Raw genomic sequence first — 18,386 nt, forward strand, 5'->3', positions numbered from 1 at the left:
TGGGGCGCTGGTTGGCCGGGGGCTGACGGGTCTGCAACGACCTGTGCCTGCACGGCCGGTTGCAGCCACAGCACAGCACCCAGCACGGCAAGGCGCAGGGGGTGCAGGCAGGCCAGAAGATCCACGGAAGCGGCCACGCCCGACGTTTCACCACCTGCCGCCTTGCCCTGGCTGCTGGCGGTGTCGGCCACCACCATGCGTTGGCCGCGCTTTGAATTGAAGATGATGCGGTGCAGGTTCTTGTTCATGGCGAAAGGTCAGCTGATATGACAGAAAGGGGAAGCGTTAGAACGAAGCGTTGAGGCTCACGCCCACTGTGCTGTTGGCGGTACGAAAGAATTCGGGTTTTTTGACGGGCGCGCCGATAAAGAAGTCGTATTGCAACTTCTTGAAGCTGCCGCGCAAACCGATCACGGCGCCGGTCAGCCGCTTGCCCGCCAGGAATTCACTGCTGGGCCCGGCCACCTCGCCGTGGTCCAGGCCGACGTAAACCTCCTGGCCGCTCTCGCCCAGCGCGGTGCTGAGTTCATTACGCAGCAGCCAGCCACGTTCGGCGCTCAGCGAAGATTCGCCGTCGAAACCGCGCACGGTGTAGCGCCCGCCGATGGCAAAGCGGTCTTGCGGGGTCAGGGGCGTGCGGTCGTGTTGCAGGCGCCATGTGGCGCTGTAACGCATGCCCTGGTCGGCAATCTTGAAGGGAACGGTCAGGTTGGCATCCGCATTGATCACGGCAAAGCGGGATGTCCCTTCACCAAACGCTTCTTCCGGTGCAGGTAGCGAGCCGAAGGCGCCGGTACCGCGCTTGTACGCCACATTGCCTTCGAGCGTAGCCTGGCCTATGAACTCCTTGTGGCCGGCGCCGAGCTCCCAGCCGCCGACGATGCGGCGCTGCACCTCGACTTCGGTGTCGTCAATGAAGTTGTTGGAGCGGCGCTGGAAAGCCTTCAGGCTGATGGAAGTCTTGCGGCTGGCGTCGCGGTAGACGAGGCGCGAGAGCTTGAGTTCGGCGTTGCTGCTGGTGCCGCGGTAAACGTAATCCTGGTTGAGGCCAGCGACGCTCTGAAAGTAGCGGTTATCGCTGACGGTGGCGCCCAGCGTCCAGTAGCCCAGAGGCAGCGAGTAATGCACGGTGCTGCCGCGCGTGCCGCGGCCACCCGGTTCACCGCCGCCCAGGTCGGTATTGAGCGATACATAGAACAGGTCGTTGAGCGTCAGCGCATTGTCGTAAGACAGGGTGATGCCACCCTGGTATTTACCGGTGGCTTTGGATCCGCTGTCATCGGCAAACACCGAGAGGCGAAACGGAAAGGCCTGCTTGTAGCTGATGACCAGGTCGCTCTGGCCCGGCTGGACCTCCGCGCCCTTGGCTTCCTCGATCTGGATGTCGGCTTCGGCCGTGGGCACACGCTTGAAGTTTTCCAAAGCCTGCTCGATGTCGCGCAGGTTCAGGATGTCACCCGGCCTGGCAGGCAGGGCCGTCCAGGCATTGCCACGTGCGTCACTGCCTTCGGAGAACCGGACGGCACGGATACGGCCGGGGATCAGCGTGAGCGCGAGGATGCCKGTTTTGAGGTCTTGCGGCTCGGCGAGCACACGCGTGGTGACGTAGCCGCGGGCAATCACGGCGTTTTGCACGCGCTTGATCACGATGCCGATGCTGCTTGTGCCCAGGCAGCGGCCTGTTGGCGAATCGCTCGCGTCCGGCCCGGCTGCGGCATCAAGCGCCCAGGCGAATTGGGTCGCCAGCGCGGCTGATTCGCCGGCAGCGGTGCGCAGCTTCAGGGTGTGGACCGGAAAGCACGGCGATTCGGCCGTAGGCAGCCTGGCAGCCTCTGCCTCAGGARCCTTGGGCRGCCGCACATCSGGCGTACGTTCCTGCTGCTCTCGCATCAGCCGGTCGCGCTCCTSKGCACGGCGCTGCTCCTGCTCGGCGCTGCTTTGCGGCGCGGGCTGGGCAAAAACGTTACAAACTATGACAGCCGTGGCAAGGCCGACGCACAGTTTGCGCAGGCTGGCTGTTGGTTTTGCARATTTTGGGGTGCAYGCTGGCACCGCCCCGAGTGATACACCCAAGTCATCGTGTGGCTTGGCCAATCACGCTCTCCCTGWTTCCGKTTTGTTGTTCTCGCCAGGTCATACACCTGGGTTAACCCGAAGTTTAAATTTTGCGGAGTGGAAATGTAAGGAATGTTACTTACAAGACCTTGGAAGTGTTGGTTTTTGGGGCGCGATGAGAGGAATCATTGGGGTCCATCTACGCGGACTGCGGTCTTGGCACCCGTTCAGCAAAAAGGCAGTTTTCGGCCCTTCACCTTGAAAACCGTCCGGAATGCCTCTATGATTAGCACTCGATGGTATTGAGTGCTAACAAAGCCCAGTCAATCCACCAAGTTAACAGGCACTCACTTTTACGTGGGTGCTTTTTGATTCCCAAAACCATTGTTCTCAAACAAGGAGCTCTCATGAAACTTCGTCCTTTGCACGACCGCGTGATCGTCAAACGCGTGGAAAACGAAACCAAAACCGCTTCCGGCATCGTCATTCCTGACAGCGCCGCTGAAAAGCCTGATCAGGGCGAAGTGCTGGCCGTTGGCCCAGGCAAGAAGAACGACAAGGGCGAACTGAGCCCCGTGGGCGTGAAAGTTGGCGACCGCGTGCTGTTCGGCAAATACAGCGGCCAGACCGTCAAGGTCGACGGCGACGAACTGCTCGTCATGAAAGAAGAAGACCTGTTTGCAGTGGTCGAGAAGTAATCTCTCTTCTGCTATTTATTTGATAGCTGCTGGCGCACGTCCTACTTGGGCTAGCAGGCGATTTCATCCATAAACTTTAAGGAATCTGCATCATGGCAGCAAAAGACGTAATTTTCGGCGGCGAAGCCCGCGCACGCATGGTCGAGGGTGTGAACATCCTGGCCAACGCCGTCAAGGTAACCCTGGGCCCTAAAGGCCGTAACGTGGTTCTGGAGCGCTCGTTCGGCGCCCCCACGGTGACCAAGGACGGTGTGTCCGTCGCCAAGGAAATCGAACTCAAGGACAAGCTGCAGAACATGGGCGCGCAGATGGTCAAGGAAGTCGCTTCCAAGACTTCTGACAACGCTGGCGACGGCACCACCACCGCCACCGTTCTGGCTCAAGCCATCGTCCGCGAAGGCATGAAATACGTGGCCGCGGGCATGAACCCGATGGACCTGAAGCGCGGTATCGACAAGGCCGTGCTGGCCCTGACCGAAGAGCTGAAGAAGGCTTCCAAGCCCACCACCACCTCCAAGGAAATTGCCCAGGTCGGTTCGATCTCTGCCAACTCCGACGAATCCATCGGCAAGATCATTGCCGACGCGATGGACAAGGTTGGTAAAGAAGGCGTGATCACCGTGGAAGACGGCAAGTCCCTGCAAAACGAGCTCGACGTCGTCGAAGGCATGCAGTTCGACCGCGGCTACCTCTCCCCTTACTTCATCAACAACCCTGAAAAGCAGTCCGCATTGCTGGACAACCCCTTTGTTCTGCTCTACGACAAGAAGATCAGCAACATCCGTGACCTGCTGCCTACCCTGGAGCAAGTCGCCAAGGCCGGCCGTCCACTGCTGATCATTGCTGAAGAAGTCGAGGGCGAAGCCCTGGCAACTCTGGTCGTGAACACCCTGCGCGGCATCCTGAAGGTTGTGGCTGTGAAAGCCCCTGGCTTCGGCGACCGCCGCAAAGCCATGCTGGAAGACATCGCCTGCCTGACCGGCGGCAAGGTCATCGCTGAAGAAGTCGGCATGTCGCTCGAAAAAGTGACGCTGGCTGACCTCGGCCAGGCCAAGCGCATCGAAGTGGGCAAGGAAAACACCATCATCATCGACGGCTCCGGCGCCGCTGCCGACATCGAAGCACGCGTCAAGCAAGTGCGCGTCCAGATCGAAGAAGCGACCAGCGACTACGACCGTGAAAAACTGCAAGAGCGCGTGGCCAAGCTGGCCGGCGGTGTTGCCGTGATCAAGGTTGGCGCTGCCACCGAAGTCGAAATGAAGGAAAAGAAGGCCCGCGTGGAAGACGCACTGCACGCTACCCGCGCTGCCGTGGAAGAAGGCATTGTGGCCGGCGGCGGCGTGGCCCTGCTGCGCGCCAAGCAAGCTGCTGGCAAGATCGCCGGCGACAACCCTGACCAGGACGCCGGTATCAAGCTGGTGCTGCGCGCCATTGAAGCCCCCCTGCGCGAAATCGTTTACAACGCAGGCGGCGAAGCCTCTGTGGTGGTGAACGCGGTTCTGGCCGGCAAGGGCAACTACGGCTTCAATGCAGCCAACGACACCTACGGCGACATGATCGAAATGGGTATCCTGGATCCCACGAAGGTCACCCGCACCGCACTGCAGAACGCAGCCTCCGTCGCATCCCTGATGCTGACGACCGAAGCCATGATCGCCGAAGCTCCGAAGGAAGAATCCGGCGCCGGCGGCGGCATGCCAGGCGGCATGGGTGGAATGGGCGGCATGGGCGACATGGGCATGTAATGCCTGCCTGAGCTTCTCGCTCCAGCAAAAAAAGGGCCGCTTTCGCGGCCCTTTTTTATTGCCCGCTCACTTTGTACGAAAAACGTTTTCACACAGCAAGGCCTTTCGTCTGCGGCGCCACAGTCTCTTCACAAAAACGGCGAGGAAGATGCTGCACGTTGGCGCCTGCCGCTACCATGATTTCTCATGAGCCACCGGATGACTTCCCTCGCCCGTGCGATGGCGCGAAAACCGCCGGCACAAACAATGACGCCATAGCAACCCGAACACATCCTCGCACTGCACTCGCCCATGAATCCCTCCCAGAAACTATTCATAGCGGCCGCCCTGGCGGTTTCTTCCGTATACGGCTTTGCACAACAGGCGGGCACATGGTCCGTGTCGGCCGGCGTCACGCGGATTGCGCCTTCCGTGAACAGCGGCAGCCTTTCGGCGCCGTCCGGAACTGGCGTAATTCAGGACGCGAAAGTCGACGTCAGCAGCAGTTCCAGGTTAACGGCCGCCGTGAACTACATGGTCACCGATCACATCAGCTTGCACCTGCCGCTCGGTTTGGGCTTCAGGCATGACGTCAGCGGCGCAGGTGTGCTCGCTGGCGTTGGCACGGTGGCCGACACCCGGGCCTTGCCCATCACGCTGATCGCGCAATACCGGTTTCTTGATGCCGACGCCCGGTTTCGTCCTTACCTGGGTGCAGGCCTCTCCTACGTGAAGTTCTACAAGGAACGCGGCACAGCCCTGCTGACCGCGTTGACCAACCCAGGCGGCCCCGCCACAAGCGTATCTTTCAAGTCGAAATTTGCCCCCGCGTTGCAACTGGGTGGTATTTTCAACCTCGACAAAAAATGGTTTGTGGAAGCCAGCTATACCAAGACTTTCCTGAAAACCCGCGGCACGCTCAGTACCAACCAGACCATCGATGTGGGCCTTGACCCGGATTGCTTCACCTTGCAACTGGGGTACAAGTTTTAATTTCACGCCCCAGGACCATCAGGATAACCGGCCAAAACGGTCGTCTGTCTGCCGCCTGAACTCGGTAGGCGTCATGCCCTTGATCTCCAGGAAACGCCGGTTGAAGTTTGCGACATTGTTGAAACCGACCTGATAGCAGATGTCGGTGACGTTGTGGTCGGTCTGCATCAGCAGGTGGCAGGCGCTGTTGATGCGCACACGGTTGACGAAGTCGGTAAAGCTGTTGCCGGTGGAGCGCTGGAAGAAGCGGCTGAAGCGGCTCTCGCTCATGCCGAGCTCGGCTGCCACGACTGACATCGAGATCGGCTCCGCCATGTTGGCGGTAATGCGGTTGACGATGCCGTTGATCTGGTCAACCTGTGCGTCGCCATCGGCGCCCTGCGTGCCTTGCATCTGTACGCTCGACAGCAGCCGGTAGTCCGTCCATTGCGCCAGGTCGGCCATGAACTCAAAAAAGTGGCCGAGGCGGCGCACGCCGCGCGCGGCCTTGATGTTGTCCCAGTGCGTCTGCGCCTGCTGCGACATGCCGAAGAACTCGATACCATGGCGTGCCCGTTCGAGCAGCTGCATCACTTCGCGCAATTCAGGAATCCCGGTTGCCGCGCGCTCGATGGGCTCGTGATGGAACTGGATCACCCGGTCGCGTCCCGCGGCGCCGCCTTCGGGCACGTCAAGCGAAATCCAGTTGTGCGGCAGGCGCGGGCCGCACAACACCAGATGACCGGGCTGAAACGGTCCGATCCAGTCGCCGACAAACGCCTTGCCCGAGGTCTCGGTGATCAGGTGCAGTTCATACTCTTCATGAAAATGCCAGCGTACCAGCGGGCTCGGAAAGCCATGTGCAAGACAGCGCACCAGACCGGTTTCAGGTGACTCGTAACCCAGTGATGGGGAGCGCGCAATATCGCGCTCCAGTTCGGGTTGGCGCTGACGGGGGATCGGGCGTTTGGATGTAGACGTTGTCATGGCAGTCTGGGTCAGGACCGTGAAGCAACGGCCTCATTGTCCTCTCGCACGAGCGCGGCGTGAACGGCCTCCAGCGTGGGCGGATCGGCACCTTCGCGGGTGCAGTTCAGTGCGGCGGCCGTGGCGGCGAAGCGCATCACTGCGCGCCAGGCGTCGCCGCTCAGCTCGCCAAGCTGGGCCGGGTGTTCGACGCCATGCGCAAGCAGCGAGACTGAAAGCCCGGCCGTAAAAGTATCGCCCGCGCCGATGGTGTCGACCACCTCAACACGCGGTGCCGCCACAGTCAACGGCTCGTGCCCCGTGCGCCAAAGCGTGGCACCGCCAGCGCCATGCGTGACGATGACCGCTCGCGCACCGGCGTGCAGGCAATCCGCTGCCAGCGCATCGACAGGCCTGCCGGGCGCCAGCAGTCCGGCATCTTCGTCGCTGAGCTTGACCAGATCGGCCATCGCAAACCAGCTCATGACGCGCGCGCGGTAGGCTGCCATGTCGGAAATCAGGCTGGGCCGCACGTTGGGATCGAACACGATCACACGGCGCCCGGCATTGGCGGCCATCAGCCCGGTGATGCACGTGGCAGCAGGTTCCTGCAGGAGCGCGATTGAGCCGAAATGCAGAAAACGGCATTCCGCCGGCAACTGCGGCAGCGGCTCTGGCGCCCAGGTCGCATCGGCGCTGCCGTGCGTGTAGAAGGCATAGCGGTTGGTCTGTGGTGTGCGCTCAACGAAGGCCAGGGTCGACGGCGCGTGGCTACGCAGGATGAAACGGGTGTCCACGCCGTTGCGTTCGAGAAAACGCATCAAGCGTTCGCCGAACAGGTCGGTCGACAGTTGCGTGAGGAACCCGGTGGGCTGTCCGAGGCGCGCGCAGGCGACAGCCGTGTTGAGCGGCGAGCCGCCCTCGTGGCCCAGGAACGCCAGCGTGCCTGCCTCGCTGGCAGTGAAATCGATCAGGGCTTCGCCCGTGAGTGCAATGCGCATGGTTTCCGGATTGTCCTCTGTCAGGGCAAGGCGCGGGCGTCGGCCAGGAATCCGCGCTCGGCATCCAGCGTGGCGGGATGATCGAGCAATTCTGCAAAGAGACGCGGCGCAATCGTGATGGCGCCCACACCTAATCGAAGCAAGGAAAGATAGGCCTCGCGGGAGCGTATGCTGGCCACCAGAAGTCGGGTGCCGGACGAAGGCCGCTGCGCTACCAGCGCCTGCATCTGCGCGATCAGCGCCAGCCCGTCGACACCAGCATCCTCCAGCCGTCCCAGGTAGGGTGCCGCATAAGCCGCACCCAGTAGGGCGGCAAAGTGCGCCTGCTCGGGTGCGTAGACAGCCGTCCACGTGACCGGCACACCTTGCGCGACAAGCCGGGCGCCGGCATCGAAGCCCTGGCGCGTGGCGGGAATCTTCACGACCAGCTGGCCCTGGTCGAAGTGCCGCAACAGGTCCCGCGCATCTTCGAGCATGCCATCGACTTCGCTCGAATACACCTGCGCCTGCACCTGCCGCGCACCCAGTTCGATACAGCGCGCCAGGAGGCCGGGCACCGCGGCGCGCCAGACGCCCGCTCGCTGCAGCAGCGTGGGGTTGGTGGTTACGCCGTGCACCACCGGATGCGGCAGGCAGGCCTTCAGTTCGGCCAGATCGGCGCTGTCGAGGTACAGGTGGAAATCGTCGTTCATGCTCGCAAACGGAAAATCAGCTCATCACGTTGCCGCCATCGACATTCAGGGTCTGCGCCGTGATGTAACGCGCTTCGTCGCTTGCCAGAAATACCGCCGCTCCCGCGATGTCTGCCGGTACACCCATGCGGCCGAGCGGCACTTCGAGGCCCACGCGCCGCTTCTTTTCTCCCGGTGGCAACCCTTCTGCCCTGGCAAACAGGCTGTCGACATGGTCCCACATCGGCGTATCGACCACACCGGGTGCGATGCCGTTGATGCGAATGCCATGCGGCGCCATGGCCAATGCGGCACTCTGGGTGTAGCTGATGACCGCGGCCTTGGTGGCGCAGTAGTGCGACACCAGCGCTTCGCCGCGCCGCCCGGCCTGCGAGGCCATGTTGATGACCGACGCACCCTGCGTGCCAGCTTCGACCATGTGGCGAAGCACGGCCTGCATGACAAAGAACATGCCTTTCACATTGACGGCAAAGAGCTTGTCGAAAGATGCCTCGTCGCTGTCAAGCAAAGGCGCGAGGTCGAACACGGCCGCGTTGTTGAACAGGGTATGAATGGGGCCAAAAGCGGCCTGTGCCTGCGCCAGCAGGCGCGCAATCGCCTGCGCGTCCGTCACGTCCGCCGCGATGTAGGCCAGGCAGCCGGGATGACGTTTCTGCAGTGCCTGCACGGCTTCAGGCGTCGCCACTGCCCGGTCGACCACGCTGCAGTGCGCGCCCTCGGCGATGCAGGCTTCAGCCACCGCCAGACCGATGCCGCCACCGGCACCCGTCAGAAGCACATGATGGTTCTTCAGACGTTCGTTCATGTTTTTTTTACCCCTGAATTGACAAAACCGGCTACCCGCCCGATCGCTCCGCGCACGGCATCCGTCAGCCGCGTATCGCCTGCGGCACTCCCCCATAGCCCCGCGTCGGAGCACAGCGCGCGCACAGGATCGACAGCGTCGCAGATCGCGCGGGCCACGGCCTCGTCCATACCCTGGTCCTGATAGGCATAGGGCAGCGCTCCCCGGTGCCAGCGCCGCAGAAAAACAAGGAACAGCGCAGGCAGCATTGCGACGCTGTCGATGGGCTGTCCCGCGGCGAGCCGCTCCCGTACCGTGGGCGCGATAAACCCTGGAATCTTCGAGAAACCGTCCGCCGCCACGCGTTGGTTGGTGTCGCGGATCGCAGGGTTGCCAAAGCGCTCGAGCACCACATCGCGGTACGCCGCGAGGTCGATCGGCCCGGGAGTGTCGGGAGAACTCAGGCAGGGAATCACGTCGTCCGTCACATAGTCGTAGGCCATCTTCCGGATTGCCGCGTGGTGTGTTCCTTCGTGGATGAAATCCAGCCCGACCAATGTGCCGGCCCAGGCAATGCAGCTGTGCGTGGCGTTGAGGATGCGGATCTTGGCCTCCTCGTAAGGCTGCACCGATTCGACCAGTTCCACGCCCACACGGCCCCAGTCGGGTCGCCCGGCCGCGAAATTGTCTTCGATCACCCACTGGATGAAACTCTCGCCAGTGATCGCGGCCGCATCATCCCTCCCCGTGGCGGCCTTGACGCGAGCGCGCAGCTCGGGTGGCGGACGCGGCGTGATGCGGTCGACCATCGTGTTGGGACAGCGGGTGTTCCCCGCGACCCACGAAAGCAGCCCGGTATCGCCTGTGAGTTCAATGAATTCGCGCAACCCGGCATAGAAGCGGTCGCCGTTGTGGCGCAGGTTGTCGCAGTTGAGCAGGGTCACCGGGCCGGCCAGCGCCGCCTTGCGCGCGCGCAGGATCGCGCAGACGGCGCCGTAGATGGTCACGCCCTCCCCGCCCGCCTCGCCGCGGCGTGCACGCTCAAGGTCTGCTTCGAGATCATTGAAAGACAAGTCCAGCTTGCCTTTCGTGTCGAGGTAGTAGCCTGCCTCGGTCACGGTGAATGAAACGATGCGGGTGGACGGCGCCGCGCCGCGAGAGATCACCGCAGCCAGCGAGGCTTCCCAGGGAAGCACTTCGCGGATGGCCTCAACCTGTTCATAGCGGTACTCGCCGGCCGGCGATACGGTTTCCAGCGTGTAACGCCCGCCCTGTGCCTGCAAGGCCGCGACGACCTCGGCCATGTCGGGCCGGATGTTGGCGCCCACGATGGACCAACGGGTGTCGCCCGCATCGATAAGCCGCTGAAGATAAACGGCCTGGTGGGCTCGATGAAATGAACCCAGTCCAAGGTGAAGCACCGTGAATTCCGAAGGCGCCGGTGGCGTTTGCACAAGAAGCGCTGTTGCGAGAGTCAAGGGAATGTCCGAAAGGAAGAAGGAAGAAATCAGGCCGGAACCGCACGGCCTTCACGGTTGAACAGATGAAGCACCGAGGAGTCGAGCTCGACCGCCACATCGTCACCCGCATGAAGCGGTGTCCGCTCGTTCTGGCGCGCTATCAACGGTACGCCGCCGACGTCGACGTGAATCAGGGTATCGGCACCGAGTGCCTCGATCAGCTCCACGCGGCCTTGCACACCCAAAGCAGCGGCCTGCTTCGGATGCACGCGCAAGCCTTCCGGCCGGACGCCCAGGAAACCATCGCTCGGCAGGCGCCCGCCGGTGGCCGCCGAGAAGCTCGGAATGGCGCTCGCCGCCACCATGTTCATCGACGGCATACCGATGAACTGCGCGACAAACCGGTTAGCCGGGTGGTCGTAGAGTTCCAGCGGCGTGCCGACCTGCTCGATCAGTCCGTCCCTGAGCACCACCACGCGGTCGGCCAGCGTCATCGCCTCGACCTGGTCGTGCGTGACGTAAATGGTCGTCGCGCCGAGCGCGCGGTGCAGCTTGTGGATTTCGACGCGCGTGTTGCCGCGCAACGCGGCATCCAGATTGGACAAGGGCTCGTCGAACAGGAACACCTTGGGTGCACGCACGATGGCGCGGCCAATCGCCACCCGCTGCCGCTGTCCGCCCGACAGGTCTTTCGGTGTGCGGTCCAGGTACTGGGTGAGGTTGAGCGTTTTGGCCGCGTACTCGACCTTGGCCTGGATCTCGTCCTTCGGCACGCCCGCAAGCTTGAGCGCAAAGGACATGTTGTCGTACACACTCATGTGCGGGTAGAGCGCGTAGCTCTGGAACACCATCGCCAGGTCACGCTTGCCCGAAGGCGTCCAGGTGATGTCTTTGCCGTCCAGCAGCAAGTTGCCTTTGGTGATGGGCTCAAGCCCCGCGATGAGGCGCAGCAGTGTCGATTTTCCGCAACCCGAAGGGCCGACAAAGACGATGAACTCGCCCTTGTTGATTTCAAGATCAACACCGCGGATGATTTGGGTTTCCCCGAAGCTTTTCTCGATGTTCTTGAGTTCCAGATAAGCCATAAGTCAATTCCTTTCACTTCACCGCACCGAATGTGAGGCCTTGCACCAGCTGTTTCTGGCTGAACCAGCCGAACACGACGATGGGTGCGATCGCCATCAGCGAGGCGGCTGACAATTTGGCCCAGAACAGACCTTCAGGGCTGGAGTACGATGCGATCAATGTCGCCAGCGTGCCGGCCTTGGCCGAACTGAGGTTGAGCGCCCAGAAGGCCTCGTTCCAGCTCAGCACCAGGCACAGCAGGCCGGTCGAAGCGAGACCGCCCACCGACAGCGGCAGCACCACATGGCGGAATTCGGTCCAGAGGCTCGCACCGTCCATGCGTGCGGCTTCCAGGATCTCGTTAGGAATGTCCTTGTAGGCGCTGTAGAGCATCCACACCATGATCGGCAGGTTCGCCAGCGTGAACACGATGGTCAGCGCGGTGAGCGAATCCAGCAGGCCCGCGGTCTGCGCGAGAACATAGATCGGCACCAGCGCACCCACCGCCGGCATCATCTTGGTGGAAAGCATCCACATCAGGATGTCGCGTGTCCTCTTCGTACGGAAGAAGGCCATCGAGTACGCGGCGGGTGCCGCGATCAACAGGCCGATGAGGGTTGAGCCCAGGCTGGTGATGAGCGAGTTGCGCGCATACAGCAAATAGTCACTGCGGCGCTGCACTTCGCTGAAGTTGTCGAGCGTGGGCTCGAAAATAAAGAGCGGCGGCACATGAATCGCCTGCAGCTCGGTCTTGAAGGCCGTGAGAAACAGCCAGCCGAGCGGGAAAAACAGCAGCAGCGCCACGGCCCAGGCACCCACAGTGCGCAGCAGTAGCGGAAGAAAATTACTGGGTTGCACAATCGTTCCTTCAGTCGAGGTTCTTGCCGACGATGCGGATGAGGAACACCGCCACGATGTTGGCCACCACCACCGCAAACAAAGCACCTGCCGATGCCACGCCCACGTCAAAGTTCATCAGCGACTGCTTGAAGATCATGTAGGTGAGATTGGTGCTCTCGTTGCCCGGACCGCCATTGGTGGTGATGGCGATCTCGGCGAACACGCTGAGCAGAAAGATCATTTCGATCATGATCACCACCGCCATCGGCCGGCCGAGATGCGGAATGATGAGATAGAAGAACCGCTGGAACGAACTTGCACCGTCCATGCGCGCCGCTTCCATCTGCTCGCGGTCGAGCGACTGCAACGAGGTAATGAAGATCAGGCAGGCGAAGGGCAGCCACTGCCAGGCCACCATGATGATCACCGACAACAGCGGCACATCGGTGAGCCAGTCGACCGGTTGCGCACCGAAAAAACGCCAGAGGTCGGCAAGCACGCCGTAAATCGGGTTCATCATCATGTGCTTCCACAGCAGCGCGTTCACTGCGGGCATGACGAAGAACGGCGAGATAAGCAGCACGCGCACAATGCCTCGCCCCGGAAAGGGCTCGTTCACCAGCAGCGCGAGCAGTACACCGAACACCACCGTGATGACGATCACGCTGCCGATGAGCAGCAGCGTGTTCCAGGTCGCAGGCCAGAAGTCCGGATCGGTGATGAAGTACTGGAAATTCTCGATGCCGATGAACGGATGCTCGCCGGGTTGCATGAGGTTGTAGCTCACGAACGAGAAGTACAGGGTCATCACGAGCGGCACGATCATCCAGAGGAAGAGCGTGAGCACTGCGGGCGCCATGAGCGCGCGTGGCAGGAGGCGGTTCATGTTGTGGGTCCCGGGGCATCAGGGCAGAACTGCCGCGGATCCGGCTTTACCGGTCCGCGGGCAGGGCATGCTGCCTGTGGGTTTACTTGTAATACCCGGCCTTTTTCATCTCACGCTCGGCGGCCGTCTGTGATGTCTTCAGGGCCTGGTCCACCGTGACCTTGCCCGACAGTGCGGCACTCATCTGCTGGCCCACCGCCACGCCGATGGCCTGGAACTCGGGAATGGCCGCGTACTGCACGCCGACGTAGGGCGACTTGGGCAGCGTGCTGTCGCTGAGGTTGGCGCTGTCGATGGCTTTCTTCTCGGCGGCAGCAAACTTCGCAACCTTCTGGAACTCGGGGTTTGCGTAGGTCGACTTGCGCGTGCCGGTGGGTACCGTCCCCCAGCCATGTTCTTTGGCGACCAGATTGATGTACTCCCTGGAGGTAGCCCACTTCACGAAGGTCTGGGCAGCGGCGCCCTTGGTCGAGCTGGCCGGAATGGCCAGGTTCCAGGTCCACAGCCAGTTGGCGCCTTTGGGCGTGACGGCAACAGGGGCCTGGGCAAAGGCCACCTTGTCGGCCACCTTCGACTGCTTCGGATCGCTGATGAACGAGGCGGCGATGGTTGCATCCACCCACATGCCGCACTTGCCTTCGTTGAAGAGTGCGAGGTTTTCGTTGAAGCTGTTGGCCRAGGCGCCGGGCGGGCCGTAGGCTTTCATCAGGTCCACGTAGAAGCCGATCGCGTCCTTCCAGGGCTTGGTGTCGATCTGCGGCTTCCACTGCATGTCGAACCACTGGCCGCCGTTGGTGTTGACCAGCGTGGTCAGGAAGGCCATGTTGTCGCCCCAGCCCGGCTTGCCGCGCAGGCACATGCCGTACACCCCGGCTTTCGGATCGTGGATCTTGCCAGCCAGTTCCTTCACCTGTGTCCAGGTGGGCTGCTCGGGCATCTTGAAGCCGACCTTGTCGGCGAGGTCCTTGCGGTACATGAGCATCGAGCTCTCGCCATAGAACGGCGCGGCATAGAGCTTGCCTTCATGCGACAGGCCGGCGCGGATGGCGGGCAACAGGTCGTCGACGTCATAGGCGGCATCGGTGGCAATGGGCTGCAACCAGCCCTTCTTCGACCAGATCGGCGCTTCGTACAGGCCGATGGTCATCACGTCGAACTGCCCGCCCTTGGTGGCGATGTCGGTGGTGACGCGCTGGCGCAGCGTGCCTTCTTCGAGCGTGACCCATTTGAGCTTGATGTCGGGATGGGCCTTCTCGAAAACCGGCGTGAGCTTCTGCATTTCGATCATGTGGCCGTTGTTCACCGTCGCCACCACGAGTTCGGTCACGGCATGGGCCATGCCGGCGCCTGAGAGTGCAAGCACCAGGCCTGCCTGGATAAAACGCTTCATAGGGTGTCTCCTTCGTTATGTCAGTCGAAACGGCCGCTTTGCCGTTCACTGCATTTTGAAGAAAGGTCCTTGCGGGTTTGATACCAGATCAGGGAACTTCAATACTTTGTTGCATTGAAGGAGTGGTAATTTCCCTAAATCCCGCATCATTAGATGCAACAAATTGTCAAGACCGACGTGACGCGCTCCGCCAATCCAAGCCGTCAGCCTGGGTCGTTTGCACCAACGGACAGAGAAATCAGATCGGGCGGCATCAACACGCCGACCGGTCGCGGCGCTATTTGCGCGCGACAGCCGATGCCGGCACCAGCTTGAGTGGCCCGTAGAAGGCCTGCAGCTGACCCTCGTTCTTTTCGCCTTCGGTGAAGACGGCGAAGCTCAGCAAGGCGCCCGGATCTTCGCCAAAGGCCTTGCGGTAGTCGGCGCGGATGTCACGCTCGTAGCTGCGCCATTCGTTGTAGCCGTGGTCGCCCGAATCGACAATGATCTTGCGGATACGGTCGGTGCGGTCGTTGACGACGACTTCGCCCGGCCGGTTGACGCGCGACCACGAATAAACCAGCGTCGCGAACGGCATTTCTTCGCCGGTCAGCAGCCGGCTCAACTCGGACAGCAGGGAATTTTTCATCGACAGCCGCGAGCGGTCACCTTCGAACGCGAGCACCACCCGCACCGGCACATCCTCGAGTTGCGGCAGCGCGAGGTTGGCACCCGCACCGGCGTACGGCACGTTCCAGGAAAAGCGCACGAGCCCTAGCTGGTCGGGCTCGATGCGGTGGCGATGGCGCAGGATGCTGCCGGACGCCTCGACCTTTGCGAGCACCGCGTCGCGACCTTCATGACGCACATAGCTGTAGCTGGCCGGCTGCTTGCCGGGCACGCGGAAGATTTCCCACTTGAGGTCGTCCGGTTTGAGCTCGCCAGCCTTGGGCGGGGCCGACATCTCGGCCCAGGCGGTACCCGTGACCCCCTCCGCCGGGCCCAGCGTGCCGCCGCGGCTGACCGGCTCATCGACATCAGTGTCCTCGTCAGGAGCTGAGCGTGTCGCGCAGCCGGAGACCAGAGCCAGCGTGAGAAACGCTGCGGCGAACATCGAAAAACGGGGGGAAAGGCGGCGAAGCGGAAGGGAAAAAGACATGATGCGAAGCCATCGAAAAATCGGCGATGTGGCAAGTTGACCACGGAAGCGCGCGCTCCCGCAATGGAAAAACGCACACTTTTGCGGTATTCAGCCGGCAATTTTGCGCAGCAGGCCGGCGGTCGAGCCATCAAGGCCGGATATGTCCCCGCTGCGCAGGCGTGGCTCGATGTCTTTGGCCAGCACCTTGCCGAGCTCGACGCCCCACTGGTCAAAACTGTTGATGCCCCAGATCGCACCGCTGACAAACACACGGTGCTCCTGCAGGGCAATCAGCGCGCCCAGGCTGGCTGGTGTAAGCCGCTCAAGCAACAGGAAAGTACTGGGACGGTTGCCAGGAAAGTGCCTGTGGCCTCCGACCTCTTCTTTGCCGGTCATTAAGGCTTGCGCCTGGGCCAGAACGTTGGCCAGCAATTTGGCGTGATGCCCCGGCAGGTCATGCGGTGCGTGCGCGGCTGTTTTCACCGCCACAAACTCGACCGGCACCACCGACGTCCCCTGATGCAGCATTTGAAAGTAGGCGTGCTGCCCGTTGGTGCCCGGTTCGCCCCACAGCACCGGCGACGTTTCAAACGGCAAGGCCTTGCCATCCGAATCCACGCGTTTGCCGTTGCTTTCCATCTCGAGCTGCTGCAGGTAGGCCGGCAGGCGGCGCAGCGCGCTGCTGTAGGGCGCGATGCTCCGGCTGGTAAAGCCGTGAAAGTTGCGGTACCAGACATCGAGCAGCCCCAGGCGCACCGGCAGGTTGCGCTCCAGCGGTGCGGTGCGAAAGTGCTCATCCATGGCGTGCGCGCCGGCCAGCAGCTCGCGAAAGCCGGCTGCGCCAATGGCGATGGCCACCGGCAAGCCGATGGCCGACCACAGCGAATAACGCCCGCCCACCCAGTCCCAGAAACCAAAGGTGGTGCTGATGCCGAATTCGTTGGCTGCCGCGACATTGGTCGTCAGTGCGGCGAAATGCCGGCTGATGTCGCGTCCGCCCTGTGCCTCAAACCAGCGCCGGGCCGAATGCGCATTGGTCATGGTCTCGGTGGTGGTGAAGGTTTTGGACGCGATCAGGAACAGCGTGCTTTGCGGCTTGAGCCCCTTGAGCACGGTAGCCAGCTCGTCCCCATCCACATTGGAGACAAAGTGAACGCGCTTGCCCGTGGCGGCGAATTCGCCGAGCGCCAGCACCGCCATTTGGGGCCCCAGGTCGGAGCCGCCTATGCCGATATTGACAACATCGGTGATGGCGGCATCCGCGCGCACCTGTTCGGCATAAGCGAGCATGGCGTCCAGCGTGGTGTGAACCTGGGTCAACTCGGTTGCTATATTTTTAATAGCTGCCGGCGCAACACCATCCTGGGCTACAGCCGGATTTCGCAGTAAAAAATGCATCACGGCGCGCTTTTCGGTGCCGTTGATCAGTTCCCCGGCGAACATGGCGTTGCGGTGCTGCTCCAGCCCGCACGCGCGCGCAAGGTCAAACAACAAAGCCTGGCTGCCGGTGTCGATCAGGTTTTTGGAAAGGTCCGCAAAAACGTGTGGTGCATCCTGGCTGAAGCTGGTGAAGCGATCCGGATCGGCAGCAAATGCAGCCTTCAGGTCGAAATCTTTGCCGGAAGCGGCATACAGCGCCCGCAGCGCAGGCCATGCGGAAGTCTGGTCGCAACGCAGTCGGTTCATGACGTGTCCTGTGCGGGAGGTTATGCGGCCAGCATCAGCTGCTCAAGTTTCACGGCATCGGCCGCGAAAGCGCGAATGCCTTCGGCCAGCTTCTCGGTGGCCATGGCGTCTTCGTTGAGCGCGTAACGGAATCCGGCTTCGTCAAAGTTCACTGGGGGCAAATCCAGCGCCGCTGCGGCTTTGGCATCGAGTGCGCGCGGCAGCGCGGCATCGCTGGCGGCAAGCTGGGCCAGCAGTTCCGGGCTGATGGTCAGGAGGTCGCAGCCGGCGAGTGCAGTGATCTGGCCCACGTTGCGAAAGCTCGCGCCCATCACCTCGGTGGCAATGCCGAAGTGCTTGTAATGGTTGTAGATCTCGCGCACCGACTTCACGCCGGGATCATTGGCGCCGGCCATGGCGGCTTCGTCCCAGGCGGCGCCGGCAGATTTTTTGTACCAGTCGTAGATACGGCCGACAAACGGCGAGATCAACTGAACCTTGGCCTGGCCGCAGGCGATGGCCTGGCAGAACGAAAACAGCAGCGTGAGGTTGGTGTGGATGCCGCGCTGTTCCAGCTTTTCGGCCGCCTGTATGCCTTCCCAGGTGGCAGCAACCTTGATCAGCACGCGGTCAATGTGAATGCCTTCAGCCTGGTAGAGCTCGATGATGCGCTCGCCGCGCGTATACGTTGCGTTGGCGTCAAAGCTCAGGCGGGCATCAACCTCCGTCGAGACTCGGCCCGGAATGATGGAAAGGATTTCGCAGCCAAAACGCACCAGCAGACGGTCCATGACTTCGTCAAGCGCCCGGCCCTTGAAGCGGCTCACGGTGTCCTTCAACAGTGGCTGGTAATCAGCCTTCTGCACCGCCTTGAGGATTAGCGACGGATTGGTGGTGGCGTCCTGCGGCTTGAACTGCCCCAGTTGCTTGAAGTCACCGGTGTCAGCGACTACGGTGGTGAACTGTTTCAGGGCGTCAAGTTGGGTCATGGCTGGGTGGCTGGTCAAAACGCGGAGTGGTCCGGATGAAACACCGCGCGGTGCCTGGGTGCAGGCATTTCACGGGTTC

17 protein-coding genes are annotated in these 18,386 nt (G+C 62.0%); 3 read left to right on the top strand and 14 right to left on the bottom strand.

What is annotated here, in order from left to right; translation table 11 throughout:
* Positions 1–248: ESPR domain-containing protein (locus AC1DY9_RS19225; protein WP_477667356.1), on the bottom strand; the 248-nt coding region annotated here is incomplete at its 3' end.
* A 37-nt stretch (positions 249–285) separates the two neighbouring features.
* Positions 286–1,890: a ShlB/FhaC/HecB family hemolysin secretion/activation protein gene (locus AC1DY9_RS19230; RefSeq protein WP_477667357.1), complete on the bottom strand. Its 1,605-nt coding sequence runs from the start codon at positions 1,888–1,890 to the stop codon at positions 286–288.
* A 572-nt stretch (positions 1,891–2,462) separates the two neighbouring features.
* Here AC1DY9_RS19230 and AC1DY9_RS19235 point away from each other — a divergent pair.
* From AC1DY9_RS19235 to AC1DY9_RS19245, 3 genes are all read left to right on the top strand, one after another.
* On the top strand, positions 2,463–2,753 hold the full coding sequence (locus tag AC1DY9_RS19235) for a co-chaperone GroES (RefSeq protein ID WP_007872916.1): 291 nt from the start codon (positions 2,463–2,465) through the stop codon (positions 2,751–2,753).
* A gap of 92 nt (positions 2,754–2,845) precedes the next feature.
* A complete protein-coding gene (gene groL, locus AC1DY9_RS19240) occupies positions 2,846–4,498 on the top strand; it encodes a chaperonin GroEL (RefSeq protein WP_411877453.1) in 1,653 nt (550 codons plus the stop codon).
* Positions 4,499–4,789: 291 nt separating this feature from the next.
* The gene (locus tag AC1DY9_RS19245; protein WP_477667358.1) at positions 4,790–5,470 is read left to right on the top strand and encodes an OmpW/AlkL family protein; all 681 of its coding nucleotides are present in this window, start codon (positions 4,790–4,792) and stop codon (positions 5,468–5,470) included.
* Between the two features lie 18 nt (positions 5,471–5,488).
* On the opposite strand, the gene AC1DY9_RS19250 is transcribed toward AC1DY9_RS19245, so the two are convergent.
* The 12 genes from AC1DY9_RS19250 to tal form a co-directional block, all read right to left on the bottom strand.
* Positions 5,489–6,436, bottom strand: coding sequence for an AraC family transcriptional regulator (locus tag AC1DY9_RS19250; RefSeq protein WP_477667359.1), 948 nt, complete (start codon positions 6,434–6,436; stop codon positions 5,489–5,491).
* An 11-nt stretch (positions 6,437–6,447) separates the two neighbouring features.
* On the bottom strand, positions 6,448–7,416 hold the full coding sequence (locus AC1DY9_RS19255) for a carbohydrate kinase family protein (protein WP_477667360.1): 969 nt from the start codon (positions 7,414–7,416) through the stop codon (positions 6,448–6,450).
* 20 nt (positions 7,417–7,436) lie between these two features.
* The gene (locus tag AC1DY9_RS19260) at positions 7,437–8,108 is read right to left on the bottom strand and encodes a transaldolase family protein (protein ID WP_477667361.1); all 672 of its coding nucleotides are present in this window, start codon (positions 8,106–8,108) and stop codon (positions 7,437–7,439) included.
* Between the two features lie 16 nt (positions 8,109–8,124).
* Entirely contained in the window at positions 8,125–8,913 is a 789-nt protein-coding gene (locus AC1DY9_RS19265) for an L-iditol 2-dehydrogenase (protein WP_457282609.1), read from the bottom strand.
* Positions 8,910–10,313, bottom strand: a complete 1,404-nt coding sequence (dalD, locus tag AC1DY9_RS19270) for a D-arabinitol 4-dehydrogenase (RefSeq protein WP_457282623.1) — start codon at positions 10,311–10,313, stop codon at positions 8,910–8,912. Before dalD ends, AC1DY9_RS19265 begins: the two co-directional genes overlap by 4 nt.
* A gap of 86 nt (positions 10,314–10,399) precedes the next feature.
* Positions 10,400–11,437, bottom strand: coding sequence for an ABC transporter ATP-binding protein (locus tag AC1DY9_RS19275; RefSeq protein ID WP_477667362.1), 1,038 nt, complete (start codon positions 11,435–11,437; stop codon positions 10,400–10,402).
* Between the two features lie 13 nt (positions 11,438–11,450).
* Positions 11,451–12,275 carry a carbohydrate ABC transporter permease gene (locus tag AC1DY9_RS19280; RefSeq protein WP_457282607.1) on the bottom strand — a complete coding sequence of 275 codons (825 nt, stop codon included), beginning with the start codon at positions 12,273–12,275 and terminating at the stop codon, positions 11,451–11,453.
* A 10-nt stretch (positions 12,276–12,285) separates the two neighbouring features.
* A complete protein-coding gene (locus AC1DY9_RS19285) occupies positions 12,286–13,143 on the bottom strand; it encodes a carbohydrate ABC transporter permease (RefSeq protein WP_457282606.1) in 858 nt (285 codons plus the stop codon).
* 82 nt (positions 13,144–13,225) lie between these two features.
* Positions 13,226–14,533 (bottom strand): ABC transporter substrate-binding protein, encoded by a 1,308-nt coding sequence (locus AC1DY9_RS19290; protein ID WP_477667363.1) that lies wholly within the window; start codon positions 14,531–14,533, stop codon positions 13,226–13,228.
* 277 nt (positions 14,534–14,810) lie between these two features.
* Positions 14,811–15,671: a DUF3047 domain-containing protein gene (locus AC1DY9_RS19295; protein WP_457282604.1), complete on the bottom strand. Its 861-nt coding sequence runs from the start codon at positions 15,669–15,671 to the stop codon at positions 14,811–14,813.
* A 90-nt stretch (positions 15,672–15,761) separates the two neighbouring features.
* Positions 15,762–17,339, bottom strand: coding sequence for a glucose-6-phosphate isomerase (gene pgi / locus AC1DY9_RS19300; RefSeq protein WP_477667364.1), 1,578 nt, complete (start codon positions 17,337–17,339; stop codon positions 15,762–15,764).
* Positions 17,340–17,359: 20 nt separating this feature from the next.
* Positions 17,360–18,307, bottom strand: coding sequence for a transaldolase (gene tal / locus AC1DY9_RS19305; protein ID WP_477667365.1), 948 nt, complete (start codon positions 18,305–18,307; stop codon positions 17,360–17,362).
* Between the last annotated feature and the right edge of the window lie 79 nt (positions 18,308–18,386).

It is taken from the genome of Polaromonas sp. P1_F6 (assembly GCF_056405695.1).

Bases quoted from the DNA above. Each gene is read 5' to 3' on its own strand.
- AC1DY9_RS19235 (WP_007872916.1), top strand. From the start codon at position 2,463: ATGAAACTTCGTCCTTTGCACGACCGCGTGATCGTCAAACGCGTGGAA.
- groL (WP_411877453.1), top strand. From the start codon at position 2,846: ATGGCAGCAAAAGACGTAATTTTCGGCGGCGAAGCCCGCGCACGCATG.
- AC1DY9_RS19245 (WP_477667358.1), top strand. From the start codon at position 4,790: ATGAATCCCTCCCAGAAACTATTCATAGCGGCCGCCCTGGCGGTTTCT.
- AC1DY9_RS19250 (WP_477667359.1), bottom strand. From the start codon at position 6,436: ATGACAACGTCTACATCCAAACGCCCGATCCCCCGTCAGCGCCAACCC.
- AC1DY9_RS19255 (WP_477667360.1), bottom strand. From the start codon at position 7,416: ATGCGCATTGCACTCACGGGCGAAGCCCTGATCGATTTCACTGCCAGC.
- AC1DY9_RS19260 (WP_477667361.1), bottom strand. From the start codon at position 8,108: ATGAACGACGATTTCCACCTGTACCTCGACAGCGCCGATCTGGCCGAA.
- AC1DY9_RS19265 (WP_457282609.1), bottom strand. From the start codon at position 8,913: ATGAACGAACGTCTGAAGAACCATCATGTGCTTCTGACGGGTGCCGGT.
- AC1DY9_RS19275 (WP_477667362.1), bottom strand. From the start codon at position 11,437: ATGGCTTATCTGGAACTCAAGAACATCGAGAAAAGCTTCGGGGAAACC.
- AC1DY9_RS19285 (WP_457282606.1), bottom strand. From the start codon at position 13,143: ATGAACCGCCTCCTGCCACGCGCGCTCATGGCGCCCGCAGTGCTCACG.
- AC1DY9_RS19295 (WP_457282604.1), bottom strand. From the start codon at position 15,671: ATGTCTTTTTCCCTTCCGCTTCGCCGCCTTTCCCCCCGTTTTTCGATG.
- pgi (WP_477667364.1), bottom strand. From the start codon at position 17,339: ATGAACCGACTGCGTTGCGACCAGACTTCCGCATGGCCTGCGCTGCGG.
- tal (WP_477667365.1), bottom strand. From the start codon at position 18,307: ATGACCCAACTTGACGCCCTGAAACAGTTCACCACCGTAGTCGCTGAC.